Raw genomic sequence first — 14,040 nt, 5'->3', positions numbered from 1 at the left:
CGTTTAGCGATGCAACTTTTGGTTTCAGAAACCGAGCAGACCACCTTAATCCCTTCGCTGCGATTGACGTGCCATTGATCCAATCTGGCATGTGGTGATTTTGTCGGGGTCCGGCGGAAAAAGCTGGCAATTCTCACCAAAAACCTGACCCGAATTGTACTCGCAATCCACGAACCGGGTTTAGAATTCTTCCCATCCGTCCGATTCAGGATACTCCGATAGTTCGAGCGCAGCACTTCCTTCCAAGAATGGCCCTGATGCAGACGTCACGGGCGTGGAAAATGCGGTCGGGGCAGCGGTTTTTGGTGTTGCTGATATTCCATCAAGCTTGAAGCGCGAAACGGCATTGGCAAGCGCATCGGCCTCCGATGTCAACGCGTGACTTGCGGCTGTCGTTTCCTGAAACATGGCTGCGTTTTGTTGGGTGACATGATCCAATTCATTCACAGCGGCGTTGATTTCAGCCAGTCCGCTCGATTGCTCGCGTGCGGAGACGGCGATGGCGGAAACCCGATTGGAAATCTCCGAAACCGACGTCACAATTGAGGCCAGCGCCGCCCCGGTGCGGTCAACCAGTTCAACGCCCTGCTGCACCTGTTCACCGCTACAGGAAATCAGCGCGTTTATTTCCCTGGCTGCATCGGACGAGCGCTGGGCCAAAGCGCGCACTTCGGTGGCGACTACGGCAAACCCCCGCCCCGCCTCGCCCGCACGCGCCGCCTCTACCCCGGCGTTAAGCGCGAGCAGATTTGTCTGAAAGGCAATGTCGTCGATAACTGTCGTGATTTTGGAGATTTCCAGCGACGACGCCTTGATGCTGTCCATGGCGGCGACAGCCTTGCGCGCCACATCGCCGCCCTGCTCTGCGTTCTTTTGCGCATCCGCAGACATGCTGCTGGCTTCGTCGGCACCCTCTGCCGCTGACTTGACGGACACCGTCAACTCATCCAGCGCCGCCGCCGTTTCTTCCAATGTCGCGGCTTGCTTTTCTGTCCTGAACGACAGGTCGTCCGCAGCGGAGGTGATTTCAGCCGTTTCATTGCGGATCGAATCGCTGTTCTCAACAACGGCGACGATTGCACCGCGCAGCGCTTCGACGGTTGCGTTAAAGTCTCTGCGCAGTTTCTCATAGGCTTCTGGCACGTCCTGGGTGATGCGCGCGTTCAAATCACCCTGCGACAGTGTCGTTAGCGCCTGCCCCAGGATGGCGACGACATGCTCCTGCCCGCGCGCATTCTTCAATCGCTCCGCTTTTGCGGCGGCGATGTTTGTTGCCTGTTCTGTGACATCGTTGGCCAGGAAGATAACGCCTTCGGTTTGTGCGTCCTCGTTTTTGAGCAGCGCAAAGCTGCCGTCCATGACAAACCCTTCTGGGGCTTGTCGGATATTGAGGGTAAACCGGCCACGCTGAATTACGCCGCCAATCACTTTTGCGGCAAACGTCTCTCCTGTTTCATCCCCCTCCAGGTTTCCTGCAAACATGGTTGCAATCGAACAAAGAGATGCATCAGAGAATTGTCCCTTGATCAGTTTCCGGAAGTTGTCATTTGCGTCGACGATCCTGCCGTCCAGATCGTATTCTATCCGCACTTGGTTGGCATTGATTGCCGCGATGAGGGCCGCGTTGCGCTGGTCTTCGGTCCGATCCTTCCATTCGATCACACAGCCAATCATCTCGCCGGTATTGTCGACGGCAGGGCTAAGTCGGATCTGAACGATACGCCCGTCAAGCCTCAGATCCTTTTCGACCGACCGCCGCCCCATCGGATTTCCCGCGTCAGATCTTTTGATTGCGGCGATACAGTCCTCGATCCCATCAAGATCGGACATGTTGCATCCGACCAGATTTTGGGGGGAAATTGCCGGCCAGACTTCCACAAGCGAAGTCATGATTTTGCCGATCAGCGCTTCGCAAGCCGGATTGACAAAGATCACCTCAAAATCTTCGTTCACCATCATCATGGGGGCCGATGAGCTGACAAAAGCCGTGCTTTTGAAATCCGTCTCGCGGGCAAGGTCCTGCGACTGAGCAAGCGCAATGCGGACGTGCTCCAGACCGATCGCCATTGTGCCGATTTCATCCGGGCGATGGGTTTCGGTCACTGTTCCACCATAATCGCCTCTGGCAATGGTCGACAGGGCACTCTGAAGGCGTGTCAAAGGCTGTGACATGTGCCATCGCAAAAACAACGCTGCGGCGACAAGTGCGAGCGCCAGAACACCGGCCCCTGCGGCCAGAGACTGCAATCTTCGCGCAAACATTCCCTCAAGGCGGAATTGCTCCGTCCATTCGGTGACGACAACACCAACGACCTGATTGTTTTCACCGAATGTGATCGGCACGCCTTTAGCATTGCCGCTTTCAGAGAGCACATTGGCGCCGCTCTCCAGAACCTGCAGCGCGATTTGGTCAATCACGGCAGCATCTTTACCCTTAAGCGGTGTCTGATAGAGCTTGTTAGCCTGCGCGTCATAGACCACAGCACCCAGCGCATCCTGTCCCGCCTGGGCCATCACATTCCCAACTATCCGGTCCAGCGCTTCGTTGTTCTCAAATTGAACGGAACCGCCCAACTGCATCGATAGCAGATTTGTCACTTCGGCGGCCCGCTCTGCCACCGATTGCTTCACGTATCTTTCTTCGTTGAGATAGCTTTTGGTTTCGATGGTAAATGCCACGACAACGACACAGCACGCGACCACTAGTGTACAGGCAATGAACAGACTGCGCAGTGGATGCACCTCACTGAACTGTGCAGTCTCTCGCGCCATTTTGCCATTCCTCCGGGATGAAAACGGCCCAATGCCGAACCCTCGGATGACACTAGGTCGACAGGTCTTACATCCTGATTAACGTGCAAGCAGAGACTGATCTTCCCTCAGGAGACGGGCGCACCTTCGCAGCTGATGGGGCGTTCTGTAATCTTCGTGACGCGCTGAACTTCCCCCGTGGGCGCCATGACGACCAAGTCACCGTTATATTCAAACGGGAGCCAGCAATTTTCAGGATCCGGAAAATCATCGTAGAGAAAGCATACCTGCGGCCCGCGGACAGTGATCGTGCCGTATGTACAGCGCCCTGTTGACGTGGCCCAGACCGACAGATCGCGGCGCAGAAACTGCTCTGTCCCGACGTAAGCATTGCCCTGATATTGCCGGAACGTGAACGTTTTGCCTTCTGCCCGGTCAAGAAATGCCTCAGGCGATATCTGCTGTTGTGCCACAGCCGCCCCGGCGCAGATGCACAGCGCTGACAGAGCGAAGGCGCGGCTCAGCATTTTAGCGCGTGCGCGAAACTCTCGCGACCCTTGTGCGGGCCCAGGTCCCGGGCGGCGAACGTACCGTTCTGAAAGGTGATGGCCATCACCCGCGCCCAATCGCTGCGGGCTACGATCATTTCAGGCACACCGCCACAGACGCGTATGCCACCTGCAATATCAGTTTCGCCAATGCGGTGATTGGTAAAGCCCGGAAGATCGGCAACAGGTTCCAGCATCTGGTCCTTGAAACGCCAGACGCGCAAGGTCTTGGCCAGATGCGGGCGGTCGATATAGGCGACTTCGATGTGTCCGTCACCGTCAAGGTCAGCCGCACCTATGGGGGCGAGCCAGCGGTTAGTGCGTCCAATGTGAGGGGTTGCCGCGATTTTGAACACCGCCCCTTCCCGGACACCGTAAACCGCCAATTGTGCGCCTTCCGGTGGGTTGGTCTCAATGACCACAACCTCGGGGGAGCTATCGCCTGTCAGGTCCCAAAGTCTGGGTGCGATGTCTTCGAAAACACGCGAGCGCGGTGGAAACCCCACCAGAAAATCCTGTCCGCTAGACAGTTCGACCATCATGCCGCCGTATTCGGTGGTGTCCCCAAGAATGCCATGGGCGTAGTGCTGAGTGGGCGCAATAAAACGCGCGCCCACGATTGTCTCGGCGAAGGCGCTGCTTGCCAAAAGGCAAATCAGCATCGCCGCAAGCCGCATCAGATTTGCTTTTCGGGCATCTGAACGCGCAATCCGTCCAACGCATCCGTGACCTTGAGCTGGCAGGTCAAACGGGACCGCTCGGGATCGGGCTCGTACGCGAAATCAAGCATGTCTTCTTCCATGTCGTCCTTGGACGGCAGCTTGTCGACCCAGGCGGGGTCAACATAGACATGACATGTCGAACAGGCGCAGGCGCCGCCGCAATCGGCTTCGATGCCTGGTATGTTATTGTCGCGTGCGCCTTCCATGACCGTCAGGCCGTTTGCCACCTCTACGACGTGTTCGGTACCGCCGTGTTCGACATAAGTAATTTTGGCCATTCGTAAGCCCCTTTCCGTGATCCGCTTCGCCATATCTAGTAGCGATGGCAAAGCCATGCCACCCCCCTTTTTCCCCATCGCATTCACCGGGATCACAAATGCCACAGGCTGCTATCCTTGCTGCTGGAAAGCCGCTAGGGTGCGCGAAAGACCAGACCCAAAGGCATTGGGCCATGACGCAGGCAAAAATGAACTCAAAGCGCTATGCCGCCTCCCTGATCATCACACTTGCCGTGGTGCTGACCGGATGCGATCCTGTCAGCGACCCTGTCGCACCCACGCGCAAAGAACCGGGCGTTATGGCTGCCACACGCGACGGTCCGCCGGGTGCAGCCGAGGGGACGTGCTGGGGACGCACCGTTAGCCCCGCTGTGGTTCAGACGGTCGTGAAACAGGTGCAGGTGAAGCCCGCACAGGTAAATCCCGATGGCACCGTTGCCGCACCGCCCAAATACCGCACCGAAGAACGCCAAGAGATCGTCACGCCGCGTGTCGATAACTGGTTTGAAACGCCCTGTGGAAACGTCCTGACGCCTGAGTTTTATGCCTCACTGCAACGGGCACTGGCCGCGCGCGGCTACTATGGCGGGACGGCGACAGGCGTATTCGACCCACCCACGCGGGCTGCCATGCGCAATTATCAGCGTGAGAACGGCGGCCCTGACAGCCCGGTTTTGGCCCTTGCGACAGCCCGCCTTCTGGGGTTAGTCGCCGTTCCGCGCAGCTAAGATCAGCACCCTCAAAACCAAAACGGCCCCGCAAGGGGCCGTTCTGTGCCAATCAGACCTTACGATCAGTCGGTCAAGGTCAGCGCCACAAAACGTGGATCGCCTGCCCGGCGTACCAACAGCAACAATGATTTGCGCCCGGCGTCCTTGGCCGCGGCCAGACGCTTTTGCAAGTCGTCGAAGCTGGTGATCTTCTGCTGGCCGGCTTCGGTGATGATATCGCCCGTGCGCAAGCCCTTCTCATAAGCCTCGCTGCTCTCGTCTACCGCCGTCACGGCAAGGCCAACCATCTTGCTGTCCGCGCCCAACTCCTCGCGCAGGGCATCGGTCAGCGGGGTCAGGGTCAGGCCAAGCATTTCTGAGGTTTGCGCGCCCTCATCTGCCTCGTCTTCATCCGTGGCCTCTGGCGTTGCGTCGCTGTCCGCATCTTCGCGACGTCCCAGAGTGACCTTGAAAGTCTGGCTTTTCCCGTCCCGCAAAACAGTGACACGGATCACGGCACCGACGGGACTGTTCCCCACCTGACGCACCAGGCCGCGGGTATCTTCTACGTCCACGCCATCGAATTGAAGGATAACGTCTCCGGTCTCAAGACCCGCTTCTTTGGCAGGCCCTTCAGGCACATCGGTGATCAAAGCGCCCTTGGCTGTTGTCAGACCTTCGATGCTTTCCGCCAGATCTTCGTTCAGGTCCTGAATACGCACGCCCAGCCACCCGCGACGGGTTTCGCCAAATTCCTTGAGCTGATCAACAACCCGGGTCACAACGTTGGAGGCCATGGAAAAACCGATCCCGATCGAGCCGCCATTGGGGCTGAGGATTGCGGTATTCACGCCAATTACATCACCGTCCATATTGAACAGCGGACCCCCGGAATTGCCCCGGTTGATCGCGGCATCAGTCTGAATGTAGTCGTCATAGGTACCGCTAAGCGCGCGGTTACGTGCAGACACGATGCCCGCAGAAACGGAAAACCCCTGCCCCAGTGGGTTGCCCATGGCGATAACCCAGTCGCCCACCCGTGCCTCGTTGCTGTCGCCAAAGTTCACAAAGGACAATGGCTCTTCCGCCTCGACCTTCAAGAGCGCGATATCGGTATTGGGGTCGGTCCCGATCACCTTGGCCTTCAATTCCTGTCCGGAGAAGAATTCGATCGTGATTTCGTCCGCACCGTCAATCACGTGGTTGTTGGTCACGACAAAGCCATCTTCGGAAATCACAAAGCCTGAACCCAACGCAGAGGACCGGCGCGGACGCGGGCCTTCACCATCGTTGTTGCGGTCCTGAAATTCGCGGAAGAAATCCTCGAACGGTGATCCTTCGGGCACGATACCGCGCGGTCCGGTGCGGCCTTCGACCACGGTCGAGGTGGTGATGTTGACAACCGAAGGGCTGATCTGCTCGGCCAGCGGGGCAAGGCTCTCGGGCTTGGCAAAGGCTTGCAGCGCCATCGCCACAACCAGAGCCATGGCCAGCAGCGTCACCATTCCTGCGCGGAAGGTTTTGCTTTCGTGAAATTTTCTGGCTTTCGTGCGTGCCCTTGGCTGCATCGCTTTCTCCTCAATCAGACCACAAAAGGTCCTGTCTTTGCTTTCCCGCGCAAGAGTGCGCTGTCGCGCCTTCTATCGCAACATCAAAGATGTGCTTTATCACGGTGTTTTCAACACAAGCTTTCCCGTCTTACCCGGCATTTCCAAAACCGGCGGGATCAACAATTGGTGCCCTCATGCAGGATCTGGTCACAAACCGATCTGAAACGCACCCCAGACAAGGATCAGACCTCCTACCACGACCAGCGCACCAATCTGGCGGATGGCGGCTTCGGGCATGGCGCGCATGGCTTCCAGCATACGCTCCAAAAGCTGAGGGGCCAGCGCATAGACCAGCCCCTCAAGTATCATGACCAGCCCGAAGGCCAGCAGCAGCAGGCTCAACGAAGTTCGCCTTCTTCCGACCGGCTGCCCTGATCAGAGCGCAGGTAGTTGAAGAATTCGGAATCCGGTGACAGCACCATCGTGGAATTCTTCCCCTGAAGCGCTTCCTCGTAAGCCGAAAGCGAGCGGTAGAATTCAAAGAATTCCTGATCTTTGCCATAGGCTTGGGCAAAGATGCGGTTCCGCTCCGCGTCCGCTTCACCTTCGATGATGCGCGCGTCCCGATTGGCTTCCGACAGGATCTCTTCATAGGTCCGGTCGGCAAGCGCCGTTACACGCTGTGCGGCCTCGCGGCCCCGGGCGCGTTCGTCGGTTGCTTCACGTTCACGTTCCGCAATCATCCTCTGCAAGGTTGCGTCAAAGTTCTGGTCGGGAAGGTTGGTCTGGCGCAGACGCACATCCACAACCTCAAGGCCCAGCGCCGAGGCGCGGCTGTCAGACCGCACCCTGATCTGATCCATCAGATCAGCCCGTTCCGGGGACAGGATGGTGTTGGACGTGACACCCTGCGCACCAAGCACGGCGCGGATCTGGGATTCCAGAATACCGCTCAGTTCAGCCGTGGCACGCCCCTGACCGCCGGTACCAATCGCCTGACGATACTGCACGATGTCGTCGATCCGGTAGAGAACGAAAGCGTCAATACGCAAGCGACGATCATCGGCTGGCGTAACTTCGATCACTTCGGTTTCAAGCGACAGGACCCGGTCCTCGAACCGCAGCACCTCATCAAGAAGAGGCACTTTAAAGCCGATACCAGGTTCCGTGCGGACCTGTTCAATTTGACCAAAACGGACCACGAGCACTTTTTCGCGTTCATCGACCACGTAAATGGCCATCAGAACAGCGACGACGGCGACCACCAAAATGGGGATCAGGAATCTTGTTGCACGCATCAGTTTGACCCTCCATTGCGCCGAAGCTCATTCAGCGGCAGATAAGGTACGACACCTTGCCCGCCATTTCCGCCGGTATTGTTTTCAAGGATAATCTTGTCCACGTCGCCCAGCACCTTCTGCATGGTTTCAAGGTAAAGACGCTTGCGAGTCACTTCCGGTGCGGCGGTATACTCTTCAAGGACCGCCTCGAAACGGCTGGCTTCACCGATGGCATCATTGACCACACGCGCACGGTAACCTTCCGCAGCCTCAAGCAATCTTGCGCTTTCACCGCGCGCTTCGGCGGTACGCTGGTTGGCGTAGGCGTCAGCCTGACGTTCCACCCGGTCACGTTCCTGTTCTGCGGCCTGAACGTCGCGGAAGGCGTCCACGACCGACACCGTCGTCGTGTTGCCGGAGGCATCTGTGACCTGCACAGATTCCGATGGCGGATCGACCTTGTTCACGTTGACACGCAGGATGTTGATACCGCTGTCGCGCTTGTCCAGCGTCGACTGGGTCAGTTCCTTGACGCGCTCTTCAACCACGCCACGATCCCGGTTCAGGATTGGAGCCAGTTCAGATTGCGCCACAACTTCGCGCATCGCAGATTCTGCAATCGCACGTACAGACGCATCCGGGTCACGCAGAGAGAATTTAAAGTCCTTGGCATCTTTGATGTTCCAGACCACCTGAAAGTCGATGTCCACAATGTTTTCATCCGTGGTCAACATCAGACCCTCGTTGCCGTCATTGCCCCGACGAATGCCGAGCTCTTCCGTGCGGTTGGTGGTCACGTCGAACACTTCTGCCGTGACCAAAGGCCAGGGTGCAAAGTTCAGACCTTCGGTGCCGATCTCGGAAAATTCGCCAAGGAACAATTCGATGGACTGCTGTTCCGTGCGAACCGTGTAGAAGCTTGCAAAGCCCCAAAGCACCGCTGCTGCAACAAGTCCAAGACCAATCGTGCCGCCGGTAATCGCAGGGCCCGTGCCACCGCCGCCACCGCCGCCATTGGGGCGATCACGTTTGCGACCACCGCCGCCCATCAGGACGCGCAGCTGCTCCTGCCCCTTTTTGACAAGTTCATCGATTTCAGGAATTTGTGGACCATCACCGCCGGGACCACGCCCGCCGCCATTTGGACCGCGCGGTTCACGAGGGCCGTCATCCTGCCCCCTGTCCCCGCCTTTGTTTCCGCCGCCGCCGCCCCATGGGCCGCCTGAATTCCCAGCCATCGATTGCCTTTCCCCTAAGTGGTTCCCGCCATGAGAACCCGTTGTGCTTCAAATGTGTGTCTTTGGTCCGAAAATCAAGCTGTCCGCATCGGTGAACGCATGGTTACAAGCTCTTCGGACATCGTGGGATGCACCGCGCAGGTGGCATCAAATTGTTCCTTGGTCAGCTTTGCCTTGATCGCGATACCTGCCATCTGGATGAGTTCCCCGGCCGCAGGAGCGACAATGTGACAGCCCAGTACCACCCGTGTCTTCTTTGAAACCACCAGTTTCATCAGCACGCGGTTTGGTTTGTCAGCAAAGGCCGTCTGCATGGGTCTGAAAGAGGTGCAATACACCTCGACCTCTTCCGCGTCGCGTGCATCTTCCTCTGACATGCCTACAGTCCCCATTTCGGGCTGCGTGAAAATCGCGCTGGCAATCAGGTCGTGATCAACTGGCGTCGGCTCCCCGCCAAAGACGGTCTGAACAAAGGCCATGCCCTCCCGGATTGCGACGGGCGTAAGGTTTACCCGGTTTGTGACATCGCCGATGGCATAGATCGACGGCACTGCCGTCTGGCTGAATTCGTCCACTTCTATCTCGCCCCGTCGGCCGATTTTCACACCTGCGTCTTCCAGACCCATGTCATCGGTATTCGGCACGCGGCCCGTGGCGAACAGCACCATGTCAAAGACCTTTTGCCCGCCATTGGTCGACTTGACCCAGATCGGGCCGGACTGACCTGCCGCAGCACCGTCGCTGTCTTTGCGCATCTGCGCGCGTTGCTGGGCCGATGCCCCCATGGCGGCATCAGACTGCGTCGGCATCGAGCCGTCTTCCTGATCGCCCGCAAGCTGCATTTCGACAATGTTGGTGCCGACGTGCAGATCGATGCCGTTCTCACGCATGCTTTCCGCAACCAGCCCGCGGGCTTCTTCATCAAATCCGCGAAGGATCTGAGCGCCGCGATAATATTGCGTCACCTCGACGCCCAGACCTTTCATGATGCAGGCGAATTCGCAGGCGATATACCCCCCGCCAATAATCAGCAGGGACTTTGGCAATTGTTCGAGGTGGAAAATATCATCCGACACGATCCCAAGGTCGGCATTAGGCAGATCGGGCCTCACAGGCCGTCCGCCTGTTGCGACAAGAATGTGCTTGGCGGTCTTTGTGGTTCCGTCAGAGAGCTCGACCGTGTGGGCATCCTTGAGACGGGCACGCATGTCAAAGGTCTCTACCCCGCTGCCCTTCAAAAGGTTGCGATAAACGCCTTCCAGCCTGTCCAGTTCATTGTTCAGACGGTCGCGAAATCCATGCCAGTCAAACGGACCTTTTGAATGGTCCCAGCCATAGGCCTTGGCTTCTTCCACGATCCCGCTGTAGCTGGAGGCAAAGACCATCAGCTTCTTGGGCACGCAGCCCCGAATGACGCAGGTCCCCCCATAGCGATCATCCTCTGCCAACGCGACCTTTGCACCGTGCTCTCCTGCTGCGACGCGTGCTGCACGCACGCCGCCTGAGCCGCCGCCAATCACGAAAAGGTCGTAGTCGAAAGTGTCGTTGCTCATCACAGGCTCCGGCTGATGTTGCGCCCTCTTCTATATGGGCGTGATTTCGCAAAGACCACAGGACAGCGCAGATTTGTGGGTCTGGCGGAGCTCAATCCGCCAGATCGGCAAAAAGATTGTCATTTTCCACGAAATCTATCTGCTGGGATGAGACGGTGCCCTCGTTGATATCGCGCACTTCAACCTTGCCACTGCCATAGCCGATGATCACGATGTCACAAACATCGATGAACAACCCGTTTTCCACAACGCCGGGCATCTGGTTCAACACCAATGCCAGTTGTCGCGCATTGCCAATCCGGCCAAGATGCAAATCGAGAATGTGATTGCCTTCATCGGTGATGAAAGGCACCTGACCGTTCATCCGAAGGCTTGACGTCCGCCCCATCACATCCATGCTGATCAGCGTTTCCTCGATCAGGGCCTGCGTAGTCTGCCAACCAAATGGGATCACCTCGACCGGCAGAGGGAATGCGCCCAGATGTTCCACTTCCTTGGCCGCATCTGCAATAACGATCATCTGATCCGACGCCGTCGCAACGATTTTTTCCTGCAAGAGCGCCCCACCTCCGCCCTTGATGAGATTGAGATCGCCATCGAACTCATCCGCGCCATCAATGGTGATGTCGAGCCACTTGGCTTCATCAAGCGAAATGACGTCGATCCCCACGTCCCGCGCCAGTTCGGCGGTACGGGTTGATGTCGGCACGCCCTTTATCCGCAGGCCATCATCGCGCACCATTTCTCCAAGGCAACGCACCAGCCAGGCTGCGGTTGAACCGGTTCCAAGCCCGACACGCATGCCATCATCGACGAAATCTGTCGCGCGTTTGGCAGCCACAAATTTGGCCCTGTCGATGGGTGAGAGATCTCCTGACATTGTCGCGCTCCTGATCTTTGGTTGTGCGCTTATAGCCCCCGAACGTTTACGGGGCGATACCCGCAATGGTATTTTTCCGGTTTCCGCGGAGGGTATGCTGAACCGAATGCACATGACGCGGCAGATCAATGTGCGAAACGCGACCAATCAGACCACGTCCACTTCGTACCGTAACAGGTCGCAATGAGGCACGCAGGATCATACCGCTGCGCTAGGACACCCCCATGACGTATGTCCTCCATTACGCGCCCGACAATGCCTCGCTGGTGATCCGACTGGCGCTGGAGCATCGCGGCATCCCCTACACCGGCCAACTGGTTGACCGCGCATCCCGTGCGCAGGAAAGCGCCACATATCGCGCGCTCAATCCCAACGGGCTGATCCCGGTGCTGCAAACCCCGCAAGGCCCGCTGTTTGAAACAGGCGCGATCCTGCTGTGGTTGGCGGATAAACATGGACAGCTTGGCCCGGGCCCACATGACCCAGACCGAGGCGCCTTTCTGAAGTGGCTGTTCTTTCTCTCAAACACCATTCACCCAGCGCTGCGCATGCTGTTCTACCCGGACAAATACATCGCCCCCGACCACAAAGAAGCACTGAGCGTGGGCGCAGAGGCAGGCGTGCATCAAAGCTTCAAAACCCTTGACGCGGTCGCCGCCGAAAACCCTCCGTTTCTCGGTGCGCACCATCCGACCGTGCTGGATTTTTACAGCGCAGGAACCTTGCGTTGGCCCGCGCTTTATCCCAAGGATCGTAATCGCGGGTGGTTTCGCCTGACCAATTACCCTGCACTCCACGATCTATGTGCGCGGCTGGAATCCTTGCCCTGTACCGCAGCCTTGCAAAAAGCTGAAGGGCTGGGCATGACGCCCTTTACGGCCCCCAAACCCCCAAATCCACCGGAAGGCAGTGCAACCTGATGTTTCTCTCGGTTTTCGACATGTTCAAAGTGGGCATCGGCCCCTCTTCTTCCCACACGATGGGACCGATGGTGGCCGCCGCGCGCTTTCTCGACCTGATGCGTGCCTCACCCTTCCAGTTCTCAGGACTGCGCGCCTCTTTGCATGGGTCGCTGGCCTTCACTGGCGTCGGACATGCCACGGACAGGGCAACGATATTGGGGTTGGCAGGTTTTACGCCAGAGACCTACGACGCCGAACGCGCAGAAGATACGCTTAAAGAGATCCATGACAACCGGACACTCTCGGTCGACGGTCTGCCGACACTGTCTTTCGATCCCAAGACCGACCTGATCTTTGACTATGACACCCGCCTGGAAGGCCACGCCAATGGCATGATGCTGATGGCCACAGATGCCCAAGGCGACGTGACCCTGCGGGAGACGTATTATTCCATCGGCGGTGGCTTTGTGATGACCGAAGCGGAGCTGGCCGCCGGCAAGGATACAGACGAGGGCGCCCCGGTGCCCTTCCCCTTCAAGTCCGCCGCTGAAATGCTTGCGATGGCAAAAACCTCTGGCAAAACCATCGCCGCCATGAAGCGCGATAACGAAGTATCCCGCAACGGCGAGGTACGCCTCAAGACCGGGACCAGACGCCTTTGGGAAGTGATGAATGACTGCATTGACCGCGGCCTGACGACCGACGGCATCCTGCCCGGCGGACTAAACGTAAAGCGCCGCGCCAAAGGCATCCATGATGCCTTGCAAGCCGAACGCGGCATGAACCTGAACGCCCCGCACACAATCAACGACTGGATGAGTGTCTACGCAATGGCGGTGAACGAAGAAAACGCTGCTGGCGGGCAGGTCGTGACCGCCCCCACCAACGGGGCTGCTGGCGTCCTGCCAGCGACCTTGCGCTACTATCTTGATCACGTGCCCGGCGCGTCCGAGGCCCATGTCGAGGATTTTCTGCTGACCGCTGCCGCCATCGGCGGCTTGGTCAAATTCAACGCGTCAATCTCAGGCGCCGAAGCAGGCTGCCAGGCCGAAGTAGGCTCCGCCGCCGCGATGTCCGCCGCCGGTCTCTGCGCTGTGATGGGCGGTACGCCGGAACAGGTGGAAAACGCGGCTGAAATCGCGCTGGAGCACCATCTCGGGATGACCTGCGACCCGGTTAAAGGCCTTGTGCAGGTCCCTTGCATCGAGCGCAACGGATTGGGCGCAATCAAAGCCGTCTCGGCAGCTTCCCTTTCGCTCAGAGGCGACGGTACCCACCTTGTCCCCCTCGACGCCTGTATTGAAACCATGCGTCAAACGGGCGCGGACATGAGCGAAAAATACAAGGAAACCTCGCTGGGTGGATTGGCGGTGAACGTACCGAACTGCTGAGCGTGGGGCGGTTTGAAGGACTGGATCGCGGGACATTGCCGCCTTCCAGTGTTGGGCTTTGAATGACCGCTATTCAGTCGCCGCCGTCTCCATCGCCATCGCTGTCCCACTCGCCACCCGGTTCGGAAGGGTCTCGGTGTGAAATTCGTTCACCTCCGTGCCACTCGACCCAAACGTACATTCCATCTTCGCGTTTCCGTAGTGATTTGCGACGGACACGATTGCGATAGACTGTAA

13 protein-coding genes are annotated in these 14,040 nt (G+C 58.2%); 3 read left to right on the top strand and 10 right to left on the bottom strand.

The genetic code is table 11. The annotated features are described in order from the left end of the window. Nucleotides 1–180 precede the first annotated feature (180 nt). The 4 genes from H9Q16_RS00965 to H9Q16_RS00950 form a co-directional block, all read right to left on the bottom strand. Nucleotides 181–2,772: a methyl-accepting chemotaxis protein gene (locus H9Q16_RS00965; protein ID WP_191073519.1), complete on the bottom strand. Its 2,592-nt coding sequence runs from the start codon at nt 2,770–2,772 to the stop codon at nt 181–183. A gap of 107 nt (nt 2,773–2,879) precedes the next feature. Continuing rightward, nucleotides 2,880–3,278 carry a hypothetical protein gene (locus H9Q16_RS00960; RefSeq protein WP_191073518.1) on the bottom strand — a complete coding sequence of 133 codons (399 nt, stop codon included), beginning with the start codon at nt 3,276–3,278 and terminating at the stop codon, nt 2,880–2,882. Further along, the gene (locus H9Q16_RS00955) at nt 3,272–3,976 is read right to left on the bottom strand and encodes an FG-GAP repeat domain-containing protein (protein WP_191073517.1); all 705 of its coding nucleotides are present in this window, start codon (nt 3,974–3,976) and stop codon (nt 3,272–3,274) included. Before H9Q16_RS00955 ends, H9Q16_RS00960 begins: the two co-directional genes overlap by 7 nt. After that, on the bottom strand, nt 3,976–4,299 hold the full coding sequence (locus H9Q16_RS00950; RefSeq protein ID WP_191073516.1) for a 2Fe-2S iron-sulfur cluster-binding protein: 324 nt from the start codon (nt 4,297–4,299) through the stop codon (nt 3,976–3,978). The genes H9Q16_RS00955 and H9Q16_RS00950 overlap by 1 nt, the downstream gene beginning before the upstream one ends. Nucleotides 4,300–4,472: 173 nt before the next feature. Between H9Q16_RS00950 and H9Q16_RS00945 the strand changes: the two genes are divergently transcribed. Further along, nucleotides 4,473–5,027 carry a peptidoglycan-binding domain-containing protein gene (locus tag H9Q16_RS00945; protein WP_246455403.1) on the top strand — a complete coding sequence of 185 codons (555 nt, stop codon included), beginning with the start codon at nt 4,473–4,475 and terminating at the stop codon, nt 5,025–5,027. A gap of 65 nt (nt 5,028–5,092) precedes the next feature. Here H9Q16_RS00945 and H9Q16_RS00940 read toward each other — a convergent pair whose 3' ends face one another. The 6 genes from H9Q16_RS00940 to rpiA form a co-directional block, all read right to left on the bottom strand. Continuing rightward, a complete protein-coding gene (locus H9Q16_RS00940) occupies nt 5,093–6,577 on the bottom strand; it encodes a DegQ family serine endoprotease (RefSeq protein WP_191073515.1) in 1,485 nt (494 codons plus the stop codon). Nucleotides 6,578–6,766: 189 nt separating this feature from the next. Then, nucleotides 6,767–6,961 carry a DUF2065 domain-containing protein gene (locus H9Q16_RS00935; protein ID WP_191073514.1) on the bottom strand — a complete coding sequence of 65 codons (195 nt, stop codon included), beginning with the start codon at nt 6,959–6,961 and terminating at the stop codon, nt 6,767–6,769. Further along, nucleotides 6,958–7,857 carry a protease modulator HflC gene (gene hflC / locus H9Q16_RS00930; protein ID WP_191073513.1) on the bottom strand — a complete coding sequence of 300 codons (900 nt, stop codon included), beginning with the start codon at nt 7,855–7,857 and terminating at the stop codon, nt 6,958–6,960. The genes H9Q16_RS00935 and hflC overlap by 4 nt, the downstream gene beginning before the upstream one ends. Continuing rightward, complete coding sequence (gene hflK, locus H9Q16_RS00925; protein ID WP_191073512.1) at nt 7,857–9,077, bottom strand: FtsH protease activity modulator HflK; 1,221 nt, start codon at nt 9,075–9,077, stop codon at nt 7,857–7,859. The genes hflC and hflK overlap by 1 nt, the downstream gene beginning before the upstream one ends. A gap of 74 nt (nt 9,078–9,151) precedes the next feature. Then, entirely contained in the window at nt 9,152–10,630 is a 1,479-nt protein-coding gene (locus H9Q16_RS00920) for an FAD-dependent oxidoreductase (protein WP_191073511.1), read from the bottom strand. Between the two features lie 91 nt (nt 10,631–10,721). Next, entirely contained in the window at nt 10,722–11,510 is a 789-nt protein-coding gene (rpiA, locus tag H9Q16_RS00915) for a ribose-5-phosphate isomerase RpiA (RefSeq protein ID WP_191073510.1), read from the bottom strand. Nucleotides 11,511–11,734: 224 nt separating this feature from the next. On the opposite strand from rpiA, the gene H9Q16_RS00910 reads away from it, so the two are divergent. Then, entirely contained in the window at nt 11,735–12,430 is a 696-nt protein-coding gene (locus H9Q16_RS00910) for a glutathione S-transferase family protein (protein WP_191073509.1), read from the top strand. Continuing rightward, nucleotides 12,430–13,803, top strand: coding sequence for an L-serine ammonia-lyase (locus H9Q16_RS00905; protein WP_191073508.1), 1,374 nt, complete (start codon nt 12,430–12,432; stop codon nt 13,801–13,803). Before H9Q16_RS00910 ends, H9Q16_RS00905 begins: the two co-directional genes overlap by 1 nt. Nucleotides 13,804–14,040 lie beyond the last annotated feature (237 nt).

Origin of the sequence: Sulfitobacter aestuariivivens (assembly GCF_014763045.1) — a bacterium.
In the GTDB taxonomy this organism is placed as follows: Bacteria; Pseudomonadota; Alphaproteobacteria; order Rhodobacterales; family Rhodobacteraceae; genus Sulfitobacter; species Sulfitobacter aestuariivivens.
This window is presented reverse-complemented; position numbering and strand designations above follow the sequence as displayed.